The sequence below is a fragment of the Serratia sp. CY76391 genome, from assembly GCF_052166695.1.
GTDB lineage: Bacteria > Pseudomonadota > Gammaproteobacteria > Enterobacterales > Enterobacteriaceae > Serratia > Serratia nematodiphila.
On the sequence record NZ_JBJNOJ010000003.1, the window covers coordinates 73,282 to 96,483 of the forward strand.

20 protein-coding genes are annotated in these 23,202 nt (G+C 61.8%); 10 read left to right on the forward strand and 10 right to left on the reverse strand.

The annotated features are described in order from the left end of the window. Positions 1-14: 14 nt before the first annotated feature. The gene (locus ACJ8PN_RS08225; protein ID WP_031300704.1) at positions 15-701 is read right to left on the reverse strand and encodes an aspartyl/asparaginyl beta-hydroxylase domain-containing protein; all 687 of its coding nucleotides are present in this window, start codon (positions 699-701) and stop codon (positions 15-17) included. Positions 702-961: 260 nt separating this feature from the next. Here ACJ8PN_RS08225 and ACJ8PN_RS08230 point away from each other — a divergent pair, with 260 nt between their 5' ends. The 6 genes from ACJ8PN_RS08230 to ACJ8PN_RS08255 all read left to right on the forward strand — a co-directional run bounded on the left by ACJ8PN_RS08230 (position 962) and on the right by ACJ8PN_RS08255 (position 7,881). Next, a complete protein-coding gene (locus tag ACJ8PN_RS08230) occupies positions 962-2,152 on the forward strand; it encodes a sugar transporter (protein ID WP_033632605.1) in 1,191 nt (396 codons plus the stop codon). 171 nt (positions 2,153-2,323) lie between these two features. Next, on the forward strand, positions 2,324-3,721 hold the full coding sequence (locus ACJ8PN_RS08235; RefSeq protein ID WP_442534803.1) for an MFS transporter: 1,398 nt from the start codon (positions 2,324-2,326) through the stop codon (positions 3,719-3,721). A 142-nt stretch (positions 3,722-3,863) separates the two neighbouring features. Then, positions 3,864-4,694, forward strand: coding sequence for an alpha/beta fold hydrolase (locus ACJ8PN_RS08240; protein WP_004928620.1), 831 nt, complete (start codon positions 3,864-3,866; stop codon positions 4,692-4,694). Positions 4,695-4,703: 9 nt separating this feature from the next. After that, positions 4,704-5,129, forward strand: coding sequence for a DoxX family protein (locus ACJ8PN_RS08245; protein WP_171454382.1), 426 nt, complete (start codon positions 4,704-4,706; stop codon positions 5,127-5,129). Then, complete coding sequence (locus ACJ8PN_RS08250) at positions 5,122-6,732, forward strand: MFS transporter (RefSeq protein WP_033632608.1); 1,611 nt, start codon at positions 5,122-5,124, stop codon at positions 6,730-6,732. Before ACJ8PN_RS08245 ends, ACJ8PN_RS08250 begins: the two co-directional genes overlap by 8 nt. Positions 6,733-6,828: 96 nt before the next feature. Then, a complete protein-coding gene (locus ACJ8PN_RS08255; RefSeq protein WP_442534804.1) occupies positions 6,829-7,881 on the forward strand; it encodes an NAD(P)H-dependent flavin oxidoreductase in 1,053 nt (350 codons plus the stop codon). Positions 7,882-7,921: 40 nt separating this feature from the next. Here ACJ8PN_RS08255 and ACJ8PN_RS08260 read toward each other — a convergent pair whose 3' ends face one another. From ACJ8PN_RS08260 to ACJ8PN_RS08275, 4 genes are all read right to left on the reverse strand, one after another. Beyond that, complete coding sequence (locus ACJ8PN_RS08260; RefSeq protein WP_442534805.1) at positions 7,922-9,211, reverse strand: alginate export family protein; 1,290 nt, start codon at positions 9,209-9,211, stop codon at positions 7,922-7,924. Positions 9,212-9,252: 41 nt separating this feature from the next. Next, the gene (locus ACJ8PN_RS08265; protein WP_351109806.1) at positions 9,253-10,152 is read right to left on the reverse strand and encodes a VOC family protein; all 900 of its coding nucleotides are present in this window, start codon (positions 10,150-10,152) and stop codon (positions 9,253-9,255) included. Positions 10,153-10,677: 525 nt separating this feature from the next. Further along, entirely contained in the window at positions 10,678-12,873 is a 2,196-nt protein-coding gene (gene katG, locus ACJ8PN_RS08270; RefSeq protein WP_442534806.1) for a catalase/peroxidase HPI, read from the reverse strand. 259 nt (positions 12,874-13,132) lie between these two features. Beyond that, entirely contained in the window at positions 13,133-14,536 is a 1,404-nt protein-coding gene (locus ACJ8PN_RS08275; RefSeq protein WP_442534807.1) for a coniferyl aldehyde dehydrogenase, read from the reverse strand. A gap of 220 nt (positions 14,537-14,756) precedes the next feature. On the opposite strand from ACJ8PN_RS08275, the gene ACJ8PN_RS08280 reads away from it, so the two are divergent. The 3 genes from ACJ8PN_RS08280 to ACJ8PN_RS08290 all read left to right on the forward strand — a co-directional run bounded on the left by ACJ8PN_RS08280 (position 14,757) and on the right by ACJ8PN_RS08290 (position 17,309). Further along, the gene (locus tag ACJ8PN_RS08280) at positions 14,757-15,587 is read left to right on the forward strand and encodes an alpha/beta fold hydrolase (RefSeq protein ID WP_442534808.1); all 831 of its coding nucleotides are present in this window, start codon (positions 14,757-14,759) and stop codon (positions 15,585-15,587) included. A gap of 121 nt (positions 15,588-15,708) precedes the next feature. Next, complete coding sequence (gene hchA / locus ACJ8PN_RS08285) at positions 15,709-16,584, forward strand: glyoxalase III HchA (RefSeq protein ID WP_171454373.1); 876 nt, start codon at positions 15,709-15,711, stop codon at positions 16,582-16,584. Beyond that, positions 16,581-17,309, forward strand: a complete 729-nt coding sequence (locus tag ACJ8PN_RS08290) for a PA1136 family autoinducer-binding transcriptional regulator (protein ID WP_442534809.1) — start codon at positions 16,581-16,583, stop codon at positions 17,307-17,309. The genes hchA and ACJ8PN_RS08290 overlap by 4 nt, the downstream gene beginning before the upstream one ends. On the opposite strand, the gene ACJ8PN_RS08295 is transcribed toward ACJ8PN_RS08290, so the two are convergent. After that, on the reverse strand, positions 17,306-18,196 hold the full coding sequence (locus ACJ8PN_RS08295) for a LysR substrate-binding domain-containing protein (RefSeq protein WP_082996611.1): 891 nt from the start codon (positions 18,194-18,196) through the stop codon (positions 17,306-17,308). The genes ACJ8PN_RS08290 and ACJ8PN_RS08295 overlap by 4 nt on opposite strands. A 164-nt stretch (positions 18,197-18,360) precedes the next feature. Here ACJ8PN_RS08295 and ACJ8PN_RS08300 point away from each other — a divergent pair, with 164 nt between their 5' ends. Continuing rightward, complete coding sequence (locus ACJ8PN_RS08300; protein ID WP_442534810.1) at positions 18,361-18,897, forward strand: hypothetical protein; 537 nt, start codon at positions 18,361-18,363, stop codon at positions 18,895-18,897. A gap of 52 nt (positions 18,898-18,949) precedes the next feature. Here the strand turns inward: ACJ8PN_RS08300 and ACJ8PN_RS08305 are convergent, their stop codons facing one another. From ACJ8PN_RS08305 to rpe, 4 genes are all read right to left on the reverse strand, one after another. After that, a complete protein-coding gene (locus ACJ8PN_RS08305) occupies positions 18,950-20,656 on the reverse strand; it encodes a hemolysin (protein WP_442534811.1) in 1,707 nt (568 codons plus the stop codon). A gap of 441 nt (positions 20,657-21,097) precedes the next feature. Further along, positions 21,098-21,658, reverse strand: a complete 561-nt coding sequence (gene hxlB / locus ACJ8PN_RS08310) for a 6-phospho-3-hexuloisomerase (protein ID WP_171454368.1) — start codon at positions 21,656-21,658, stop codon at positions 21,098-21,100. Positions 21,659-21,673: 15 nt separating this feature from the next. Beyond that, positions 21,674-22,426, reverse strand: a complete 753-nt coding sequence (locus tag ACJ8PN_RS08315; protein ID WP_197753336.1) for an SDR family NAD(P)-dependent oxidoreductase — start codon at positions 22,424-22,426, stop codon at positions 21,674-21,676. A gap of 114 nt (positions 22,427-22,540) precedes the next feature. Continuing rightward, on the reverse strand, positions 22,541-23,185 hold the full coding sequence (rpe, locus tag ACJ8PN_RS08320; protein ID WP_154871078.1) for a ribulose-phosphate 3-epimerase: 645 nt from the start codon (positions 23,183-23,185) through the stop codon (positions 22,541-22,543). Between the last annotated feature and the right edge of the window lie 17 nt (positions 23,186-23,202).

The following is a 23,202-nucleotide window of genomic DNA, read 5'->3' on the forward strand; positions in this document are numbered from 1 at the left end:
CCTGAGCGCCGCAGTCAGAACTGGCGCTGCATCCAGCGCACGTTCAGCCGCACCAGCGCGATGATGGCGCCGGAGAGCAGCCGCAGCCCGGCGGGCATGTCGCGGCGGCGGATATCCAGCAGCAGCACGGTGCGCACCTGCGGGCTGTCGTTCCACACCTCGTGTTCGAAGGTATCGTCCCACAGCATGAACTCCCCCTCGTGCAGCCGGTATTCGCGGCCGTCCACTTTCAGCACCGCCGCCGGCGCGCCGTCGGCGCGTTTGGGCATGTCCAGCACCAGATAGCCGCGCAGAATGCCGCGAAACGGCCCGCGATGGGGCGGCACCTGTTTGCCGGGCGCCAGGAAGGAGAGCGAGGCGGACAGCACGTCAGGCGACGAAGCGATCAGCGCCGCCAGCGTCGGGCAGCGCGCCAGGTTGTGGGGGATGGGCTGGCCGTAGGCCTTCATGATGAACATGCGCCAGTCGCGCGCGTCGTTGGCGGAGATCGACGCCTGCTGGCTCATGATCTCGTGAAAACGGGGAATATTGTGCAGATCGTGGGCGACGGTCAGCGCCTCTTCGCGGATCTGCCGCCATTGGGCGGTGAAACGTTCGGCGTCGGGGAACAGCGCGGCGCTGTCGAGCACCGGCTTGCCCTGAATACGGCGATCGTAAACATTGCGCAATGCGAGCACGGACCAATCATAAATCGCGGACATCATAATGACCTCGCCTCAGGAAACGCCAAAGGGACACTGCGCGCTTCTTCGGCGCGGCGCGTGGACGGCCTGGGAAGAACGGCAGGAAAAATTGGTACGCTTCAATAGATTAGCACAGCATTTTGGCAACCGTGCGTCGGTGAGCGTGTCGATGGGCGGTGAAAAAAACCACACAATTAAAGTGTGACGTATATCGCATTTAGCGGGCCGGTTGGTTAAAATATCGCGACTTGCCCGCACCTGTCCGGATTTTGTTTACCATGGAACACGCTCCCGTTTCGCGCTCAACCGCCTGGTTGCGCGTGGTTATCCTCGCCGTCTCGGCCTTTATCTTCAACACCACCGAGTTTATTCCGGTCGGTCTGCTGAGCGATATCGCCGCCAGCTTCTCGATGCAAACCGAACAGGTCGGCTTGATCATTACCATTTACGCCTGGATCGTCGCCGCCGCCTCGTTGGCGTGCATGCTGCTGACCAGCAAGATTGAGCGCCGCAAGTTGCTGATCGGCGTATTCATGCTGTTTATCGCCAGCCACGTGTTGACCGCCGTGGCCTGGAACTTCACCACGCTGGTCATTTCGCGCGCCGGCGTGGCGCTGGCGCACTCGGTGTTTTGGTCGATCACCGCCTCGCTGGCGATCCGCGTGGCGCCGCCGGGCAAGAAAGCCCAGGCGCTGAGCCTGCTGGCGGGCGGCACCGCGCTGGCGATGGTGCTCGGGCTGCCGCTCGGGCGGGTGGTCGGGCAGCTGCTCGGCTGGCGCATGACCTTTATCGGCATCGCGGTGTGCGCCACCCTGGCGCTGGTGCTGCTGTGGCGCCTGCTGCCGGTGCTGAAAAGCGAGCATTCCGGTTCGCTGGCCAGCGTGCCGCTGCTGTTCAAGCGCCCGGCGCTGGTGGCGCTTTACATGCTGACCATCATTGTGGTGACGGCGCACTTCACCGCCTACAGCTACATTGAGCCGTTTATCCAGACCGTGGCCGGGCTGTCGGAGAACTTCACCACGCTGATGCTGCTGCTGTTCGGCGCCGCCGGCATCGTCGGCAGCCTGCTGTTCAGCCGCTACAGCGAGCGGTTTCCTTCCGGCTTCTTCATCGGTGCCATCACGTTGCTGGCCTTGAGCCTGCTGCTGCTGTTGCCGGCGGCCGGCAGTGAAAGCCACCTGACGGTGCTGTGCATCTTCTGGGGGATGGCGATCATGGCGATCGGCCTGTCGATGCAGGCCAAAGTGCTGAGCCTGGCGCCGGACGCTACCGACGTGGCGATGGCGATTTTCTCCGGCCTGTACAACTTCGGCATCGGCAGCGGCGCGTTGCTGGGCAACCAGGTGAGCCTGCATCTGGGCATGGGCAACATCGGCTTCGTCGCAGCGCCGCTGGCGCTGATCGCCCTCGGCTGGTGCCTGTTGAGCGTCTACCGCAGCGAACGGCTGCAGCAGCACCACAGCCGTTAACCTGCCGATTCGGGATGCCGCTGCGGCATCCCGCGCTACATTTTCCTGCTATAAAACAGGCTGCTGCAGCGTTTTATGCTTAACTTTTTTTCATAGTCTGCTAATTAAAAATTTAACTCCGACGCCGCTTCGCTAGCATAGAAAGTCATCAAAAATGTTAATGCGAGGTTAATGGTGAGTGAATCTGTAGCGGCGTCGCCGATCCATGCGCGGGATTTGGCGGCCAGAATCGACGCCTTGCCCGCGTCGGCCGGCCTGTGGCGCTTTATCATTCTGCTGTCGCTGGGCGGCTTTTTCGAACTCTACGATCTGTTCCAGACCGGCTATATCAGCACTGGCCTTATCGCCGACGGCATCTTCCACACCGGTGCGCAGGGCGTTTTCGGCGTGTCGGATCAGGCGGCCTTTGCCTCCGCCACCTTTCTCGGCCTGTTCGTCGGTGCCAGCCTGCTGAGCCCGTACGCCGATCGCTTCGGCCGGCGCACCACCTTTATGTTCGCCCTGATCTGGTATGGCGCCTTCTCGCTGCTGTTGGCGTTTCAACAGCAGGCGGAATGGGTGATCTTTCTGCGTTTTCTGGTGGGCGTCGGGCTCGGCATCGAGTTGGTGACCATCGATACCTACCTGACGGAGTGGGTGCCCGCGCATTTGCGCACCCGGGCTTTCGCCTTCGCGTTCTTCGTGCAGTTTCTGTCGGTGCCGGCGGTGGCGCTGATGTCCTGGTGGCTGGTGCCGCAGACGATTTGGGGGCTGAGCGGCTGGCGCTATGTGGTGATTGCCGGCGCGCTGGCTTCGCTGGTGATCTGGCTGGTGCGCAAGGGGCTGCCGGAGTCGCCGCGCTGGCTGGTGCAACAGCGGCGTTATGCGCAGGCCCGGCAGGTGATGCGGGACATGGAACGGCGCTGCGGCGTGGCGGCCGCGGACTTCCCGTCGCGCCCGGTTGACGATGCCGAGGGAGCGCCGCTGCGCGGCCGCTTTCGCGACATCTGGGCGCCGCAATATCGCGATCGCACGCTGATGCTGGTAGTGATGAATTTCTTTCAGGCCATCGGCTTCTTCGGCTTCGGCAACTGGCTGCCGGCGCTGCTGTCGGGCAAGGGCGCGTCGGTCACCCACAGCCTGCTGTACGCTTTCTTTATCACGCTGGCCTACCCGCTGGGCTCGCTGCTGTGCAGCTTCTACGCCGACAAGATGGAGAACAAGTGGCAGATCGTGTTGTCCTGCCTGGTGACGGTGATCTTCGGCTCGCTGTTCGCACTGCAGAACAACCCGCTGTGGCTGATCCTGTGCGGTTTCTTCATCACCTGGTCCAACGCCTGGCTGACCTACAGCTACCACTCTTACCAGTCCGAGATCTTCCCGACCCATATCCGCGCCCGCGCCGTCGGCTTCTGCTACTCCTTCAGCCGGCTGTCGACGGTGTTCAGCAGCATCATCATCGGCATTATCTTGCAGTACGGCGGTTCGCTGGGGGTGATCGCGTTTATCGTCGCCAGCATGCTGATCGTGATGCTGGTGATCGGGCTGTTCGGCCCAAAAACGCGCGGTATCGATCTGGAAAACATCTGACGTTTTGCGCCGGCGGCGACGCCGGCTTCTTCAGCAAAAAAACTCGCGATCATGCGAAAATTATTCCGTTATCACTGCCTTTACGCCTGCCGTACTGTTAACCCGTACAAAATCCAATTCGATACCGAGCGGGGAACACGTCATGAGCACCCTTACCGCGCCCGATGGCGCACGCATTTTCTATAAGGATTGGGGCCGCGGCCAGCCGATCCTGTTCTCCCACGGTTGGCCGCTGTCCGCCGACGCCTGGGACAATCAGATGCTGTTTTTCGGCCAGAGCGGATTCCGCGTGATCGCCCACGATCGCCGCGGCCACGGCCGTTCGGAGCAAACCTGGCACGGCAACGACATCAACCAATACGCTGACGATCTGGCCCTGCTGATCGAAACGCTGGATCTGCGCGATCTGATCCTGGTCGGCCATTCCACCGGCGGCGGCGAAGTGGCGCGCTACATCGGCCGTCACGGCAGCGATCGGGTGGCGAAGGTAGTGTTGGTCGGCGCCGTACCGCCGCTGATGCTGCAAACGCCGGTCAACCCTGAGGGTACGCCGATGGCGGCCTTCGACGGCATTCGCAGCGGCGTGGCGGGCAACCGCTCGCAGTTCTTCAAAGATTTGGCGGTGCCGTTCTATGGCCTTCACTGCGACGAGGTGGAGAGCAATGCGGGGCTGATCGACCACTTCTGGCTGATGGGCATGCAGGGCGGCGTGAAAGGGCAGTACGAGTGTGTACGCGCGTTCTCCGAAGTGGATTACACCGCCGACCTGCTGGCGATCGACAAGCCGACGCTGCTGGTGCACGGCGACGCCGATCAGATCGTGCCGATCGGCGCCTCGGCGCTGAAAGCCGCTAAGCTTATGCAACAGGCGGAGCTGAATGTTTACGCCGGCGGTTCGCACGGTTTGGCGCAGGTCGATCCCGATCGCTTCAACGCCGATCTGCTGGCCTTCATCCAAAATTCGCCGTTTTAAGGGGGCACGATGAATCTGACTGCTATCGCCGCCCGCTGCGCACAGCGGCTGCATGCGCCTGTGGTGCGCTGGCTGCTGCTGCTCGCCATTTGCGCCGCCTATATTCAGGGCGGGTTGGTCAAAGCGCTGAACGTCGAAGGCGCGGTCGCCGAGATGAGCCACTTCGGCCTGCAGCCGGCGGCGCTGTTCGCCGTGCTGGTGACGCTGCTCGAACTGACGGCGTCGGCGCTGATCCTGAGCGGCTTTTATCGCTGGCTCGGCGCGTTGGCGCTGGCCGGTTTTACCCTGATGGCGACGCTGATGGCCAATCCGTTCTGGCAGTTCGACGGGGCGGAGCGCGGCCAGATGATGAACGGATTTTTTGAACACCTTGGGCTGGCCGGCGCGCTGTTGCTGGTGGCATTTAACGATTTGAAGGAGCGAACGGATGGCTGAGCAGACGGAAAACAAGGCGGCGGCGGGCGGCTTCGCGCCGCTGAAAATCCCATTATTTGCGGTGCTGTGGGGCGCCACGGTGCTCGGCAACGTCGGCAGCTTTATGCGCGACGTCGCCAGCTCGTGGTTGATCACTGACCTGTCGAGCAACCCTTCGGCGGTGGCGCTGATGCAAACCGCCGCTACGCTGCCGGTGTTCCTGCTGGCGATCCCGGCCGGGGTGCTGTCGGACATTCTCGATCGGCGGCGCTTTCTGATCTTCGTGCAAATCTTGCTGGCCTGCGTGAGTGGCAGCCTGCTGGTGCTGTCGCAGACCGGCTCGCTGACGGTGGAGTATTTGCTGGCGCTGACGTTCGTCGGCGGCATCGGCGCGGCGTTGATGGGGCCGACCTGGCAAGCGATCGTGCCGGAGCTGGTGCCGCGCGCCGAGCTGAAAAACGCCGTGGCGCTGAACTCGCTGGGCATCAACATCGCTCGCTCCATCGGCCCGGCGGCCGGGGGGCTGCTGCTGGCCAGCTTCGGCGCCGGCGCGGCCTACGGCGCGGACGTGATGAGCTATGTGCTGGTGATTGCGGCGCTGCTGTGGTGGAAGCGACCCAAGGTCGAAGACAGCGGCCTGTCTGAGCACTTTTTCGGCGCCTTCCGCGCCGGCCTGCGCTATGCCCGCTCCAGCCGCGAGCTGCACGTGGTGCTGCTGCGGGCGGCGGTATTTTTCGCCTTCTCCAGCTCGGTCTGGGCGCTGCTGCCGCTGGTGGCGCGCCGCATGCTGGGCGGCAGCGCCGGCTTTTACGGCGTTCTGCTGGGGGCGGTGGGCGCCGGGGCGATCCTCGGGGCTATTGTGCTGCCGCGACTGCGCCAGCGGCTGAATGCCGACGGGCTGGTGTTGCTGGCGGCGGTGTTGACGGCGGCGGTGATGGCGGCCCTGTCGCTGGCGCCGCCGCAGTGGCTGGCGGTGGTGCTGCTGTTGGTGCTGGGCGCAGGCTGGATTATCGCGCTGACCACGCTCAACGGTGCGGCGCAGGGCGTGCTGCCCAACTGGGTGCGCGGCCGCGGCCTGGCCATCTACCTGATGGTGTTCAACGGCGCGATGGCGGCGGGCAGCCTGCTGTGGGGGCTGGTGGCGCAGGAGCTGGGCGTGGCTGCCACGCTGCTGGTCGGCGGCGTCGGCCTGTTGGCGGCGGGCCTGCTGTTCCACCGCCTGCGTCTGCCGACCGGTGAGGCCGATCTGCAGCCGTCGAACCATTGGCCGGAACCGTTGGTCAACACGCCGGTCGAAAACGATCGCGGCCCGGTCATGATTCAGGTGGAGTACCGCATCCGCGAACAGGATCGGCCGCAGTTCTTGCGCACGCTGCTGATGCTGGAGCGGGCGCGCCGCCGCGATGGCGCTTACGCCTGGGGTATCACCGAGCATACCGGCGATCCGGAATGCATCATGGAGTGGTTCCTGGTGGAGTCCTGGGCGGAGCATCTGCGGCAGCACCAGCGGGTGTCGCACGCCGACGCCGATCTGCAGCAGGAGGCGCTGCGCTTCCATATCGGCCCGGAGAAACCGGTGGTGCATCACTTCCTGTCGTTGGACAGGCGGCAGGTGAAGCATTAACTGCACGGCCAGGCGGTGAGAAGGTGCTATGCTTTTGGTCGGTTCGGCGGCGCGGCCGCCGTAAGACGAATGTAGTCAGTACAGGGAGACACATTGATGACGGCACCTTCTGCTTTTGCCCGCGAGCTTGGGCTGCGCTATCCGATCGTTCAGGGGCCGATGAACGGCGCGTCACCGCCGGCGTTGGCGGTGGCGGTGAGCAACGCCGGGGCGCTGGGATCGTGCGCGGCGGCGCTGTTTTCACCGGCGCTGATCCTCGAACGTGTGCAGCAGATCCGCGCGCAGACCGCCGCGCCGTTCAACATCAATCTGTTTCTGCTCAATGAGCAGCACCCGGATCTCGCCGAACTGAAGCGCGCCCAGCACCTGCTGCGGCCGTTCCGCGAAGCGCTGGGGCTGAGCGAGCCGCCGCTCCCCACTCAATTCGCCGAAAACAACCGCGACCAGATCGCAGCCTTGCTGGAGGCTGCGCCGCCGGTGGTCAGCTTCACCTTCGGTGTGCTGCCGCGCGCCACGGTCACGCAGTTCAAGAAGGCCGGTTCACGGGTGATCGGCACCGCCACCACGGTGGCGGAAGCCCGCGCCTGGGAAGAGGCGGGCGCCGACTTCGTTTGCGTCTCGGGCTCGGAGGCGGGCGGCCACCGCCCGACCTTCCTCGGCGATATCGAACAATCCTGCGTCGGGCTGATGGCCCTGCTGCCGCAGGTGGCGGCGGCGGTGAAAATCCCGGTGATCGCTGCAGGCGGCATCATGAACGGGCGCGGCATCGCGGCGGCGCAATTGCTGGGCGCGCAGGCGGCGCAGCTCGGCACCGCGTTTCTGTGCAGCCCGGAGTCGGGCATCGCCGAAGCCTGGCGGGCGGCGCTGAGCAACGCCGGCGATGACAGCACGCGCCTGACGCGCGCCTTCAGCGGCCGCCCGGCGCGCGGCATCGTCAATGATTTCATGCGGCAGATGCGCGCGGAAGAAGCGCAGATCCTGCCTTATCCGGTGCAGAACGCGCTCACCGGCGATATTCGCCAGGCGGCGGCCAAGGCCGGGCGCGGGGAGTTTATGTCGCTGTGGGCCGGGCAGGGCGTGGGCCTGGCGCGGCCGATGCCGGCGGCGGAGCTGGTCGCCACCCTGGCGGCGGAGCTGGAAGCGGTGTAAGACAGACGGGGCGCCTGGTTCGGCGCCCTTTTTATTGACGTCAGAAGCTGTAGGTGCCCTGCGCCAGGACGAAGTTCATGTTTTTCAGCCCGGCATGGTGCTGCAGGCTGTGGCCGACGTCGAAGTAGACATAGGCTACCTTGAACTGGAGATCGCTTCTCGGCGTCCAGGTGGTTTCGACCTGGTACTGGTTGCCGATAAAGCGCGAGCCCTGTTCGCTGCCTTTCACCGGGCGCATTGGCCCGAGATAGAAGGCGTCCTCACGGCGTTGCCGCCATAATGCGTCCCAGCTGAAATCGATGGCCAGGGTTTGCCACGGCGTAATGGTGACCGAAGGATGGATGGCGATCAGGTTAGCCGGCGCCACCAGCCCGTTTTCGGTCAGGTAGGGCAGCTTGGGGTACATGGCGTTGAAGGTGTTGAGCTGCCCATCGTGACCGTTTTTGTCGCCGCTGGCGATGCCAATCTTGCCGCCAAAGCGCGGCTGCCAGCGCCAGTCGCTCACCGTATAGCCGGCGTGCGCCGACGCCGACCAGGCGCGGATATCGCGCTGTTCTGCGCTGCCGAACTGCCAGGCAGCTTCATTATCCCAGTCGAACCCCCGCGCTGCGCCGAAGATGCGTGCGCCGACGGTATAGCGCCGCTCTTGCCCGCTAAGCTGCGCGTAGTGGGCGTCGTTATCCTCAAAGCCAAAGGTGTAGAGATCGAGCGAAGAAGCCAGCGGCGTCAGCGGCGTGGTGCCGTACAGTCCCCACACCTTTTGGCTGTTGTCGGTATCGTCGTCGAAACTGCCGGTTTTAAGGGTGACGGGATGGCCGATAAAGGCGTCGAGGCGGTTTTTATCCTTGACCCAGCTGGCGCGGATAGCATCGAAGGAACGGCGCACGTTGGGGCCGTCGCGGGTGCCCAGCAGGTGCAGCGAGCCCAGCGCAATCTCCTGGCGGCCGATCCGCAGGGTGCCGAGGCCGTAGGCAGTGGGCAGTTTCATATCCACATAGCCCTGCCCGAGGTAGGCATGATCTTCGTCGGTCGGCTTGCGCCCGCGATCGCGCGGCGTGGCCAGCGACGATCCCACTTGCACATAGGCGCCGAAATAGTCGCCGTAGTCGAGGCGCGCGCCAACCAGCAAGCGCTGCATGAAAGTGTCGTCGCGTCCGCCGCTCAGATCCCGTTGATCCGTCCATTCATAGCGCTCGCGCAGTGAACCGTCGAAAGATAAGGTGGCCGCATCGCCCAACGGGATGTTTTTCCAGGGGGAAGCGGCGGGCTCCGCCGCCATTGCGGGGAGCGTGGAGAACAGCAACAGTGCGGGTAGCGTGCGTTTCATCATGAATATCCGAAGAAAAAAGCGCGCCGCAGCGCGCCTTGGGTTTATTTGGCTGTCTGGTGAATTTCGGCGATGTAGCCGCCGGGGAAACGCACCAGCGCCGAGGCGCGGCGTTCCGCCGCCGTCGAACGCCACAGCACCTGCGCGCCGCTGGCCGTCGCTTTGGCCAGCGTGGCCTGCAGATCCTCGACGCCATAGCCGGTGCGCTCATGGCCGAACGGATAAGGCAGATGCCCATCGGTGACGAAAATGCGCGTTTTGCCAAAAAGCGAGTCCAGTTCGATCTGGCGGATCTTGCCGTTATCGTTGCGGCCGATCGCCGCATCGCTGACCTGCTCGTCGCGCACGACTTTGCCGTGCGAGAACGTCTGATAGCTTTTCAGGAAGTCGTCGACGCGATAGGCGGAGAGATACAGGCGGTTTTCCGGCACGCTCAGCAGCGGCTTGTAGTTGGGCGCCTTGGTGTGCCAATAAAGCTGCATGTTGACGCCGCCGGGCCATTGGATCACCGCGTCGCGCCCAATCGGATCGTCGAAGGGGGCGACCAGCACATCGGCGCCGGCGGCCCTGGCCTGCCGGATAGCGGCGTCCATATCCCTGACCAGAAAACCGTTGCGTTCGACGCCGAACGGGTACGGGATCGGCGTTTTGAAATCGAACACCGAGAAGCTGCCGGCCGGCGTCAGTATCAGCTGGGAGTAGGTTTCGCTCGGCGTCGGCGTGACGTTGACCAGCACGCGTTCGGTGCGGGTGCCGCCGAAAGTTTTCAGGATGCTGTCGACAAAGGCATCCATCTTGCCGCGTTCGACGTAGACATGGGTGGTGTCATATTGCGGCCCCACGGCGAGAGATGCCGTATCGGCCGCCCATGATACGGCAGGGAGCAGCAGCGCAAGGGCCGATATCCTCAGCCGACGAGAAGAAATACCGATAATGTGTTGCATGATGACCTCCAGGTAGCGGTTATTTTCCTGAGTGCAGCGTAATTTTCTATGAGCTTTCCCGTCGGCTGAAAAATAAAAGCTAAAAACGCAACGCGCGTGATGAAACGCTAAATAGGGGCGAAGTTCTGACGCCCCGGCGAATATGGCGCAGGGGCAGAACATTTATTCTTATTGGCGTAAACGGTGAGGCGCCGGGCCAGCAGGCCCGCTATCGCTAAGGGACGGCGCTGATAATGCGGCCCGCCTCGCCGCGTGTTGAAGTGAATTGAGGATAATCCATAACGGTGTTCTCCTTGATGGGATATATCGTATTAGCGCGCTGAATTTACGTTCTTCATTGCCCTCTAAATATAAATACAGCATTAAAAGAATTGCCGCCCATCAAATTTTTATATGACTTGTTGAGTAAATACGAATAAGCGGGGAAATAAAGTATAACGGCGCACGCCGTGGCCGGCGTTGAGGGGCGGCGGTGTGGATCTCGGGAGGAAAAACGGCCTGCCGAAGCAGACCGTTGCGGGGAGTTTACGCCAGATCGAAGCGATCGAGGTTCATCACTTTGTTCCAGGCGGCGACGAAGTCATGGGCGAACTTCTCTTGCCCGTCGGCGCTGCCGTAGACTTCGGCCAGCGCGCGCAGCTGCGCGTGCGAACCGAACACCAGATCGACGCGGGTGCCTGTCCATTTGACCGCGCCGCTGCGGCGATCGCGGCCTTCGAACAGGCCATCCTCACCCACCGGGTGCCAGGTGGTGCCCATGTCGAGCAGGTTGACGAAGAAGTCGTTGGTCAGCGCCTGCGGCCGCTGGGTGAACACGCCGTGCTGCGTGCCGCCGACGTTGGCGCCGAGCACGCGCAGCCCGCCGACCAGCACCGTCATTTCCGGCGCGGTCAGGGTCAACAGCTGCGCCTTGTCGACCAGCAGCGTTTCGGCCGGCACGCGGTATTTGCCCTTCAGGAAGTTGCGGAAACCGTCGGCGAGCGGCTCCATCGCCTCGAAGGAGTCCACGTCGGTCTGTTCCTGCGAGGCGTCCATGCGGCCCGGGGCGAACGGCACCGTCAGGGCGAAACCGGCGTTCTTCGCCGCCTGTTCCACGCCCGCCGCGCCGGCCAGCACGATCAGATCCGCCAGCGAGACGCGCTTGCCGCCGGTCTGAGCGTCGTTGAAGGCGCGTTGGATGCTCTCCAGCTTGGCCAACGTCGAGGCGAGCTGCGCAGGTTGGTTGACCGCCCAGTCCTTCTGCGGCGCCAGGCGAATGCGCGCGCCGTTGGCGCCGCCGCGCTTGTCTGAGCCGCGGAAGCTGGAAGCAGAAGCCCAGGCGGTGGAGACCAGCGCCGACACCGACAGGCCGGAAGCCAGCACCTTGCTTTTCAGCGCGGCGATGTCCTGCTCGTCGATCAGCGGATGATCGACCGCCGGGATCGGATCCTGCCAAATCAGCTCTTCCTGCGGCACTTCCGGGCCGAGGTAGCGCGCGCGCGGCCCCATGTCGCGGTGGGTCAGCTTGAACCAGGCGCGGGCGAAGGCGTCGGCCAGCTCTTCCGGGTGCTCATAGAAGCGGCGCGAAATCTTCTCGTAGGCCGGATCGAAGCGCAGCGACAGGTCGGTGGTCAGCATGGTTGGGCGGCGTTTTTTGTTGGGATCGAAGGCGTCGGGGATGGTTTCGCCGATGTCTTTCGCCACCCACTGGTGCGCGCCGGCCGGGCTTTGGCTCAGCTCCCATTCGTATTCGAACAGGTGGCGGAAGAAGTCGTGGTTCCACCGGGTCGGGGTGGTGGTCCAGGTCACTTCCAGGCCGCTGGTGATGGCGTCTTTGCCGACGCCGGTGCCGAAGGTGCTGTGCCAGCCGAGGCCCTGCGACTCCAGTCCGGCCGCTTCCGGATCGGCGCCGACGTGAGACGCCGGGCCGGCGCCGTGGGTCTTGCCGAAGGTGTGGCCGCCGGCGATCAGCGCCACGGTTTCTTCGTCGTTCATCGCCATGCGGGCGAAGGTTTCACGGATGTCGCGCGCGGCGGCCACCGGATCAGGGTTGCCGTCCGGGCCTTCCGGGTTGACGTAGATCAGGCCCATCTGCACCGCCGCCAGCGGGTTTTCCAGATCGCGGTCGCCCGAGTAGCGGCTGTTCGGCCCGCCGCTCAGTTCCAGCCAGATCTTCTCAGACCCCCAGTAGACGTCGTCCGGCTCCCAGGTGTCGGCGCGGCCGCCGGCGTAGCCGAAGGTTTTGAAGCCCATCGATTCCAGCGCCACGTTGCCGGTCAGGATAATCAGATCGGCCCAGGAGAGGTTGCGGCCGTATTTCTGCTTGATTGGCCACAGCAGGCGGCGCGCCTTGTCGAGACTGACGTTGTCCGGCCAGCTGTTGAGCGGGGCGAAGCGCTGCTGGCCTTCGCCCGCGCCGCCGCGGCCGTCGCCGATGCGGTAGGTGCCGGCGCTGTGCCAGGCCATGCGGATGAACAGGCCGCCGTAGTGGCCGAAGTCCGCCGGCCACCATTCCTGCGAATCGGTCATCAGGGCGTGCAGATCCTGTTTGAGCGCCGCCAGATCGAGGCTGTTGAAGGCATCGGCGTAGTTGAAGTCTTTATCCATCGGATCGGACAGGGGGGAGTGCTGATGCAGCGGTTTCAGGCTGAGCTGATTAGGCCACCAATCCTGATTGGTGGGGCCGTTCTGCGGTGCGGGCTGCTTGCCGCCCGAAAACGGGCATTTGCTTTCAGTTGTCATAATGCGCTCTCTGCTTCCGTAAAGATGCTCCAGCCGCCGGGCGTGGAGCGGTTAACAAGGCATGCGGGTAAGGCTTGCGTCGGGTGTTGCGCTAAATAACTGAACTCAATCGATTTACGTCACCCCCGTCGCCAACGGACAAAGGGTAACTCATGGCTAAGCTTAGTCAGCGGCGGCGGAGAGATAAAATAGGAATGAGTGAATATTGTGATAGCTTGCGGCGATTCATGGTTGTGCTATTGATTGTCAGCACACCGCTTTATCGGCGCCGCAACATGAACGTGAGCACCCCGTCCGCCAGTTTGCCGAACGGCGCGCGCAGCAGGCCGGTAAAGTGCCAGCGGCTCTGGATGAAAACGCCCTTGGCGTGGCTCAGCGCCCGAAATCCCTCGATGCCGTGACAGGCCCCCATGCCGCTGGGGCCGATGCCGCCGAACGGCAGATCGTCCTGGGCGAAATGCAGCAGGGTGGCGTTGACGCTGACGTTGCCTGAGGTGGTGTGCGTCAGCAGCCGATCCTGCTGCGCGCCTGCCGGGCCAAAGTAATACAGCGCCAGCGGGCGCGGCCCGGCGTTGATAACGTCGATCGTTTCATCAAAGGCGGCGTAGGTGCGCACCGGCAGCAGCGGCCCGAAGATCTCTTCTTGCATGATCCGGCTGTCGTCGGGGGCGCCGACGACCAGCGTGGGGGCCAGGGTTTTCGGCCGTTCAGACGCCGAGTCCGGGCGATGGCCGACCGGAATGATTTGCGCGCCCCGCGCCTGGGCATCGGCCAGCAGGTCTTGCAAACGGCGATAGTGCCTGTCGCTGATGATGGCGCCGTAGTCGTCGTCGGTTGGCCCGTCGGGATAAAAGCTTTTAACTGCCGCGTCATAGAGCGCCATGAAGCTTGCCAGATCGTCCTGATGAACCAGCAGGTAATCTGGCGCGATACAGGTTTGGCCCGCGTTCGACAGCTTGCCGAACGCCACGCTCTTGACGTCTCTGGCGGTGAGCGCGCCGGGCGCCACGACGGCAGGGCTTTTGCCGCCCAACTCGAGCGTCAGCGGCACCAGATTTTTAGCGGCCGCCTGCATGACCTGACGGCCGATCGCTGTACTGCCGGTGAACACCAGGTGGTCGAACGCCAGCTCGCTGAATCTGGCCCCGATCTCCGGCCCGCCGGTCACGACGGCGACCTCATCGGCGGGAAACAGCGCCGCCAGCATCGTTTCGATCAGGCGGCTGGTATGCGGCGTGAGCTCCGAAGGTTTCAGCATCACGCGGTTGCCGGCGGCCAGGGCGGTGGCCAGCGGGATGAAGGTCAACGAGAAGGGATAGTTCCACGGCGCCATGATGCCAATCACCCCCTTGGGCTGATATTGCACATAGGCGCGTGCGGCCTGATACGGCAGGGCGACGTGGCGGCGCTCCGGCTTCATGAAGCGTTTCAGGTTGCGCAGCAGGTAATCGATCGCCTGAACGGTGACCAGAATCTCCAGAATGTCGGTTTCGTAAGGCGAACGGTGGCCGAAGTCCGCGCTGACGGCCGCCGCCAGCGCGGCGCGCTGGGCCAGAATGGCGCTCCGCAAGCGGTGCAGGGCGGCCTTGCGCTGTTGCATCGTCGGCGCGCCGTCGCGCAGGAAGGCGTGGCGCTGGGCGGCAAGCCGCGGCTCCATCGTCATGAGGATGTCATCTCCCTGCACTTGAATTCTCCTGATGCCGAGTGAAAGCGGGAATGCGGTTTGCCGAATTGTGTTTGACCTTAAAGTGAACTTTAAACCTATACTCGTTAAACGATCAACGCAAGATCGTCGGCCAACCGGGATGAGGGAGCCAGAGATCCCGGCGCCGTGCGCAGTATAAACCTTCTTTTTTAACCATAGTGTAAATGGGAGAAACGACATGGGTTATGTAACGACCAGCGATGGCGTCGAGATTTTCTACAAGGATTGGGGCCCCAAAAACGGCAAGGTTATCTACTTCCACCACGGCTGGCCGCTGTCCAGCGATGACTGGGATGCCCAGATGCTGTTCTTCGTGAACAAAGGGTTCCGCGTGGTTGCGCACGATCGCCGCGGCCACGGCCGCTCCAGCCAGGTGTGGGAAGGGCACGACATGGATCACTACGCCGATGATGTCGCCGCGGTGGTAAATCACCTCGGCGTACAGGGTGCCATGCACGTGGGCCACTCGACCGGCGGCGGCGAGGTGGTGCGCTATATCGTGCGCCACGGCGAGGACAAGGTGTCCAAAGCGGTGCTGATCAGCGCGGTGCCGCCGCTGATGGTGAAAACGGACAGTAACCCGCAGGGTACCCCAAAATCGGTGTTCGATGATTTCCAGGCGCAGCTGGCCGCCAACCGGGCGCAATTCTATTACGACGTGCCCGCCGGCCCGTTCTACGGCTATAACCGTCCGGGCGCCAAACCGTCGGAGGCCATTATCTGGAACTGGTGGCGGCAGGGCATGATGGGCGGCGCCAAGGCGCACTATGACGGCATCGTCGCCTTCTCGCAGACCGATTTCACCGAAGATCTCAAGAAGATTGCCATTCCGGTGCTGGTGATCCACGGCGACGACGATCAGGTAGTGCCTTATCAGGATGCCGGCGTGCTGTCGGCCAAACTGGTGCAAAACGGCACGCTGCATACCTACAAGGGCGCGCCGCACGGCATCCCGACCACCCACGCCGATCAGGTCAACGCCGATCTGCTGGCGTTCGTGAATAGCTAAGAACAGCGCCCAGGGGGACGCTCCGCCGCCTGGGCGCTGCTTGAGGGATATCCCTCATTGCGGCCCTGCCGGCGGTTATTTAAGCTGAATGGGCAATGCAACGATGAATATGGAGATAATCATGACTGATTCAGTGTCCAACGATCGTAATCCCACCCCGGATGTGGCGGAAGACAACGCGTTCTTCCCATCCCCTTACTCCCTCAGCCAGTACACCTCGTCCAAAACCGACTTCACGGGCGCCAGCTACCCGAACGCCTATCGCGGCGGCAAGTGGAAGGTGCTGATGATCGCCTCGCAGGAGCGCTACCTGCTGATGCAAAACGGCAAGTTCTTCTCCACCGGCAATCACCCGGTCGAGATGCTGCTGCCGATGTATCACCTGGATCTGGCCGGTTTCGAGATCGACGTCGCTACGCCGTCCGGCGATCCGGTGAAGCTGGAGATGTGGGCGTTCCCGCATGAAGATGAAGCGGTCAAGGCCACCTACGAGAAGTACCGCAGCCAACTCAAGCAGCCGAAAAAGCTGACGGAAGTGGTGAAGGATCTGGATGGCGGCAACTACCTCGGCGTTTTCATTCCCGGCGGCCACGGCGTGCTCAACGATATCCCGTTCAGCGAAGAGGTGAAAAAGACGCTGCACTGGGCGCATGACCACGATCGCTACGTGATCTCGCTGTGTCACGGGCCGGCCGGTTTGCTGGCGGCGGGCATCGGCGAGGGCAAAGACGATTTCCTCTATCGCGGCTATGAGATGTGCGTGTTCCCGGACTCGCTCGATACCGGCGCCAATATCGATATCGGCTATATCCCCGGCCCGATGCCCTGGCTGGTGGGCGAACGCCTGCGCGAGCTGGGCGTTAAGATCGTCAATGCCGACATCACCGGCAAGGTGCATAAAGATCGGCGCCTGCTGACCGGCGACAGCCCGCTGGCTTCCAACAACCTCGGCAAACTGGCGGCAGAAACGCTGCTGGCCGACGTCGCCGCGCGATGAGCGACGAGATCGCACAGCGCGCTTTCCAGACGGCGTTGGCGATGGACCACGAGCGAACCCTGTCCGCCATTCAGGGGCGGATTCGCGCCTTCGCCGCGCCGTTCGGTTTCGATCGCTTTGTGCTGTATTCCGCTTCCGCCGCGGCGGAGGCGGGGATCGAGCATATCTACTGGGTCGAGGGCGACTGGTTCGGCGAGGGGGAGGCGGTCGATGCGCTGACCTACGTGCGGCACTGCCCGGTGACCCGGCACATGCTGCGGGCCGCCGAACCGTTCTTCTGGACCAAAACCCGGGCGCAGCAGGGAGAGCGCTACCGGATTGTGCGCACGCCGCGCGGCGCGGGCCTGCACGGCGTGCAGATCCCGGTGTTCGGCCCCGCCGGCCTGGAGGGCGCCGTCAGCCTGGGAGGCGAGCGCATCGACGCCTCGCCGCCGGTGCGGTTGGCGCTGTCGCTGGTGGGCGCGGCGGCTTTTCTGGCGGCGCGGCGGCTGTTCGAACCGGCAGCCGGCGAAGAAGAAGGCCGGTTGTCGGCGCGCGAGCGCGAGGTGCTGAGCTGGACCGCCATTGGCCGGCGGCAGGCGGATATCGCCGCGATGCTCGGCCTGTCTGAACGCACGGTGGAAAACCACCTGCGCCGCATTCGCCAGCGTCTCGGTGCCGCCACCACCGCGCAGGCTATCAGCGTGGCGATCCGCCTGGGCGAAATCGCCCCCGAGAGCCGTTAGCCCGCCGCCATTTGCCGCAGCAGCCACGCGCGCAGCGCCATGATATCGGGACGCTGTGCGGTCTCCTCGGTGGTCATCAGATAGTAGTTGGCGCCGGGCAACGCCATCTCGAACGGCGCGGCCAGCACGCCGCGCTGCAACAAATCGCGCGCCAGCAGCCGGCTGGCGATCACCACCCCCTGGCCCGCCACCGCCGCCTGCAGCGCATGGGTTTCGTCACTGAAGGTCAGCCCGGCTTCCACGTTCAATCCTTCCGGCCCGTAGCGCCGCCGCCAGTTCTCCCAGGTCGGCGAGTCGGCGGGCACCTGCCGATGCTCCACGTGAAACAGCGTCACCCGCTGCAAATCTTCGATGCACTCCAGCGCCAGCGCCGGGCTGGCCACCACGATAAAGCGATCCTCATGCAGCAGCGTACAGTGCAGATCGCTTTCCGGCGTTTCGCGGTAGCGGATGGCGACGTCCACGGTGCGCTGGCTGAGATCCACCCGCTCGACGCTGGTGTGCAGGCGCAGATCGATGGCGGGAAACTCCGCCTTGAAATCCGCCAGGCGCGGCACCAGCCAGTGGGTGAGAAAGTTGGAGGTGGTGGTGACGGTCAGCGCCGGCGGCTGCCGGGCGCGGGTGATTTGGGCGACGGACTGCTCCAGCGCGGCGAAGGCGCGCTGGGTGCCGGCATACAGGATCTCGCCGGTTTCGGTCAGGCTGACGCCCTGCGCGCTGCGCTCGCACACCCGGCATGCCAGCACCGACTCCAGCAGCTTGATCTGATGGCTGATCGCCGTTGCGCTGACGCCCAGCTCCTCGGCAGCCAGTTTGAAGCTGCGGCAGACGGCCACGGCGTGGAAAGCGCGCAGCGCGCCCAGCGGCGGCAAACGGGTTTTTCTCATGGCTGAATTATTCTCATCCAAGGCTGAAAACTATGAGTTTGTCTGACCGATTATACAAGAGATAGGCTACTGACATGTGAACAGGGAAATGAATTTATTTCATCATTTCCATCATGTCGGAGTGAACGATGAGCCTCTATATCAACAACGGCGCCCTGGGCGCCATGGAACACACGGGAACGGCGGCGAGCGCCCTGGCGCTCAGCGTGCCGGTCGCGGCGGGCGCCTTGCTGCTGAAGACCGAAAATCTGCTGGGCATCGGCGCGGCCCTGATGCTGCTGACGGCATTGGCGCTGGCGTTTCTCGGCGGCGCCGCGCTGGCCCGCTGGCGGACGCTGCGGAACCGGCCTGCGCTGGCTATTCTCCGCCACGGCTTTTTACTGGCGGCGGCGGGATGGCTATTGATGCTGCTGATGCTGTTCGGCGGCCACGGCTGGCCGGCCCTGCTGCCGGGCCTCGCCCTCGGCGGCCTGGGCCAGGGCGTCGCCTACCGCACGGCAGTGGGGGAGAAAGGAGCCTTCGCCGTGGCGTGCAGGCTGACGACGGTGGTGACTCTCGTGGCCGTAGTGGTTGCCGCTTCGCTGGTGCAAACCTATGCCGCGCCGGGGATAAAGGGAGTCTGTTTCGCGCTGGCGCTGCTGGTCGATCTGGCCTTGCTGGGGGCGTTGATGGCGCGGATTGCGGAGCGTGACAGGGAGTGAGCCGCCGCGCCGCAGGTAAAAACAGCCCGCCGGTAAACCCGGCGGGCTTCGCTTAGGCGGCCGCCAGCTCTTGCGGGGCAATGGTTTGCAAACCGACAAGCTGAATGGCCGGCTGCTCCAGATTGATGCCAAAGTATCCTTGATCCCAATTGTAGATATTGACGACGTGCTGATTGAGCGCGCTTTCGCCCTGCATGAATATCGACAGATCCTGCGTATGGGTTTGCGCGTTGTAATTCAGTGAGAAGCTGCTGTTTGATCCTTCGGCGCCGAAGGCCAGCAGGTGGCTATCGATAGACAGGGAGGAGGCCTGTAAAAAGCCCAGCTCGAAGCTGTCGTCGATGTAGATATTGTGGGTCTGCTTCACGGGAATGTTCAGCAGGCTGTTGGGGAAGGGCACATCGTTGGACAGCATGCTCAGGTTTACGCCGAGATAATCCTGCGGCGCACTTCCACCCGGCGCGGTGGTATAGCCGTGCTCGAAGCGAATCTCGCTGGAGCCTTTGCCCAGGTTGACCTCCAGGCCGTTGGCCGGCGTTAGCACCCGATCGTTAAAGGTGACGTTATCCTTAAAGTCGGTCAGTTTCACCGCTTCGATGTTGTACAGCCCGTCCTTAAAGCCATACAGCCCGATGCCGTTTTTCTCGATCACCCCGCGTCCGCCGTAGCTGCCCTGGGCGTCAAACTTCAGGTTTACCCCGTGCGACAGGCTGGAATAATCGACCGTATCGTGGCCGCTGCCGCCGTCGATCACCGTCCAGCCGTAGTTGCCGGCGTTGTTTTGCCAGCGGCGCGGCACGCTGATGGTGTCGTCGCCGCTGCCGGTGTTAACGGCGATATTGCCGAACGCCAGCGTGAAATCGTCGTCATGCAGCGTACCGACGCGGTACAGATTCGGCGTGGACAGCACGTCGGCAATGTCGTTGAAAATCGCCGAGCCGATATCCAGCTTGCCGGGGATAATGCTGCCGCCGCCGGTCACGCTGCTGCCGTAGGACTCAGTGTAGAAATCACGCGCCGCCTCGGCGGCCAGGCGGATGGTCTCGTGGCCAATGCCGAGGGTGGTCAAATAGGTGGGCACTTCGCCCGCCAGCAGCGTTTCAACCACGTAACTGAGGTTTTTCATCTGCATGGAGACCTGCGCCGCGGCAATCAGATCGTAAGTCCCGCCTTCCACCTTAAAGGCCGAGGTGTCGTTGGTCGCCACCCATTCGGTAAAGAACGAGGTGTCGCCTAAATAAGAGAACAGCGTGGTGCCGGCCCAGGGGGAATAGTTGGGAGCACCGGTCGAGGAGGCGTCGGTGAACACTTCGGACGCCGCCGCACCGGCGTCGATCAGGCCAACCTCGTGAATATCCGGCACTTTGGCGCTGGTGGGCGGGGCATCCGGCAGCGGCGCGTTAGGATCGCTGCTCAGATCGACGCCAAACAGCGTTTTGGCGAAGTTTTTGGCGATGTTGTCGGAGGCATTCTGAATGCGCGCCTCCCAGTCATCGGGCACATGCCCGGTGCGCAGCTCATACTGCAACTTGGTTTGGTCGCGAATGTAATGGGCAAACGCCCCCTGATTCGAGTTCACGCCATAGGCGCCTTTGATCCAGGTATACACCGCGATATCCACGCCCTCAATGGGTTGGTTGGCATGGTTGGGATCGGTGAGCGCATCGACGGATGCGGCATACACGGCCGGCCAGTCGCCGGCTTTGGCGGCCTCCCAAATCGCTTGCAGTTTTTCTCGGTCGGTAATGACGTAAGCCATATAAACACTCCTTGTTGCTGAGAGATTGCTGTGAAATTCAACATGATGAATGGAAGCGCGCGATGGAATAAACCGAAACCCGAACAGCCAGAAACGCGCATGCCGCGAGCCGCAGCGAACGATGGGCAGCAGGCACCCATAGCGAAAGGATAGACGCAACTTGCCGAGCGCGAACAATTCGCTTATCGATTGTTTTTACAGGATTATTGCTGTAAATCGGCGGGTTAACCCGCGTATTGGCGTCAGGAAGGAATATCCGTCAGCTGGGTTAGGAATCTTCTTAGATAAAAGAGTGGGTTTCGCTGGTGGGGGGCGAGCGTTGGCGTTATCTATGATGGAGATTGCAGGGACCTTGCCGGTGAGATGGTACGGTGGGGTGAGGGGCCGGCCTTGTTGTCTGGCATTGTAAGAAAACGCTCCTTTCGGAGCGTTTCTTCGCGTTTACTCAAGGTTCGCGTGTCTCTTAAACATCGTGTCGCTGGTTTCGCTGAGTTGAGCCATCAGCTCAAGCACGATAGCGTCATAAGTAATAAAGCACAGCTGTTCAAAAGCTGATCCCATAGGTTGGGAAAAAGCCCCGTCTTCTCGTGCATTATCTTCTTTCACGGTACCAGGCAGCACAAGGATACTTTTGGCCAGTTTGCCGATGGTAGACTCGGCTTTCATCGTGACAAGCGCCACGTCAACCCCGCAGGCGATGGCCTTTTGCGCCAGGCTTACCAGGCTACCTGTTTCACCGCTGCCGGAACCAATAATGACAAGATCGCCGGGCTGCGTATGAGGCGATGAAATTTCACCCACGATGCTCACTGAAAATCCAAGATGCAGCAGACGATTGGCGAAAGCGCGGATTGCGATTCCACTTCTCCCCGCACCCTGCAGGAAGATGTGATTGGCTTTCCTTATCTGATTAATAAACTGTTCTGCCTGCGCATCGTCGATGTTGCGGGCGTTTTTTTGCAGCTCACTCAAAATATCGTATGTGTTTTTTTGAACGCTCATATCATGCTCTCCCGCTTAAGCGATAGTACGCCCGCCATCCATCAGAATGGTTTGTCCCTGAATGTAGGAGTTCTCCTTGTCAGCCAAAAAGATGGCCAGGTTTGCCACGTCGTCGATCGTGCCGAGCCGGCGCACTGGAATCTTCTCCAGAACGGCATCAAGATCCGCCTGTGTGGGGTAATTGACACGCATCATTTCTCCGGTATCAATCAGGCGCGGAGCAATAGCATTAACGTTGACGCCTTTGGGACCCAGTTCTTTAGCCAGACCGCGAATCAGGCCTTCTCCGCCGGCTTTACTGGCCGGATAGCTCACACCGCCCCCCGTGCCGGAAAGTGCAGATCCGGAAGAGATATATACGATGGAGCCATGGTTCTTGGTGAAATCGGCATAGAACGCCTTAACGGTGTTGAATAAACCGGTAAGGTTAATGGCAATGGTTTTATTCCACTCTTCAAAAGAGATGTCGTTGACTTTATTGGCAAATGCCACACCGGCATTTAAGACCAATATATCGATGCGGCCAAAGGCCTCAAATACTTTGTCACGAACGTTTTCCAGCGCCTTAGGGTCGGATACATCAGTCTTAACAAATAAAGACTTCACGCCACCAAAGGTCAGTTCCTCTGCCGTTTTTTTGCCGTTCTCTTCGTTATAATCAACGATAACCGTGTGTGCTCCGCGCTCAGCGAATTGTTTTGCAATACCTTTGCCAATCCCGTGAGCCCCACCCGTGACTAACGCGACCTTTCCTTCAAAATTGCTCATTTCAGTTTACTCCTTAAGTCTCATGACAAAGGGGGATGAGCCCCCTTTTTGGTAACTGGTGGTTTAATTGATGGAAATAATAACCTGTGACTTCTCTGGGGTGTTTTTCAGCTATTACTGGATCGCCATTCTTAGTGCCTGATAGTTTTCTTGCGGGGAACCATTAAACAGAGCGCCGCCGACAACAATTAAATCAGCGCCAACTTCCTTTACCTTTCTGGCAACTTCAGCATTAACACCGCCATCGACTTCAATTTGAATGGCACGGCCTGCAATCATTTCCTTAGTGTTTTTTATTTTTTCCAGGCTCTTTTCAATAAACTTCTGGCCTGGTTGGCCGGGGTTAATAGTCATGATTAAAATGTAATCAATGTCATCCAGCAGATATTCAATCACGCCTTCCGGTGTCCCCGGGTTGAGTACCACACCGGCCTTGCGCCCAGCCTGTTTGATTTTTTGAATAATATAGTGCACATGAGGCGTTGATTCATAATGAACCGAAATCATTTCTGCGCCAGTTTTTATTACTTCATCAATATGTCTTTCCGGATTTGCCAGCATCATATGGACATCAAAGATCATTGAACTGGCTTTTTTCATCGCTGCGATTTGGTTGGGCCCGAATGCAATATTGCTGACATAGGTGCCATCCATTAAATCCACATGCAGTATTTCTGTGTTCTCTGCTTCCAGAAACTTAATCTCCTCCTGCAAGCGGAGTATATCTGCGCCAAAAATAGAAGGTAGAATCGTTGCCATTTTAATTAGCCTCCTGC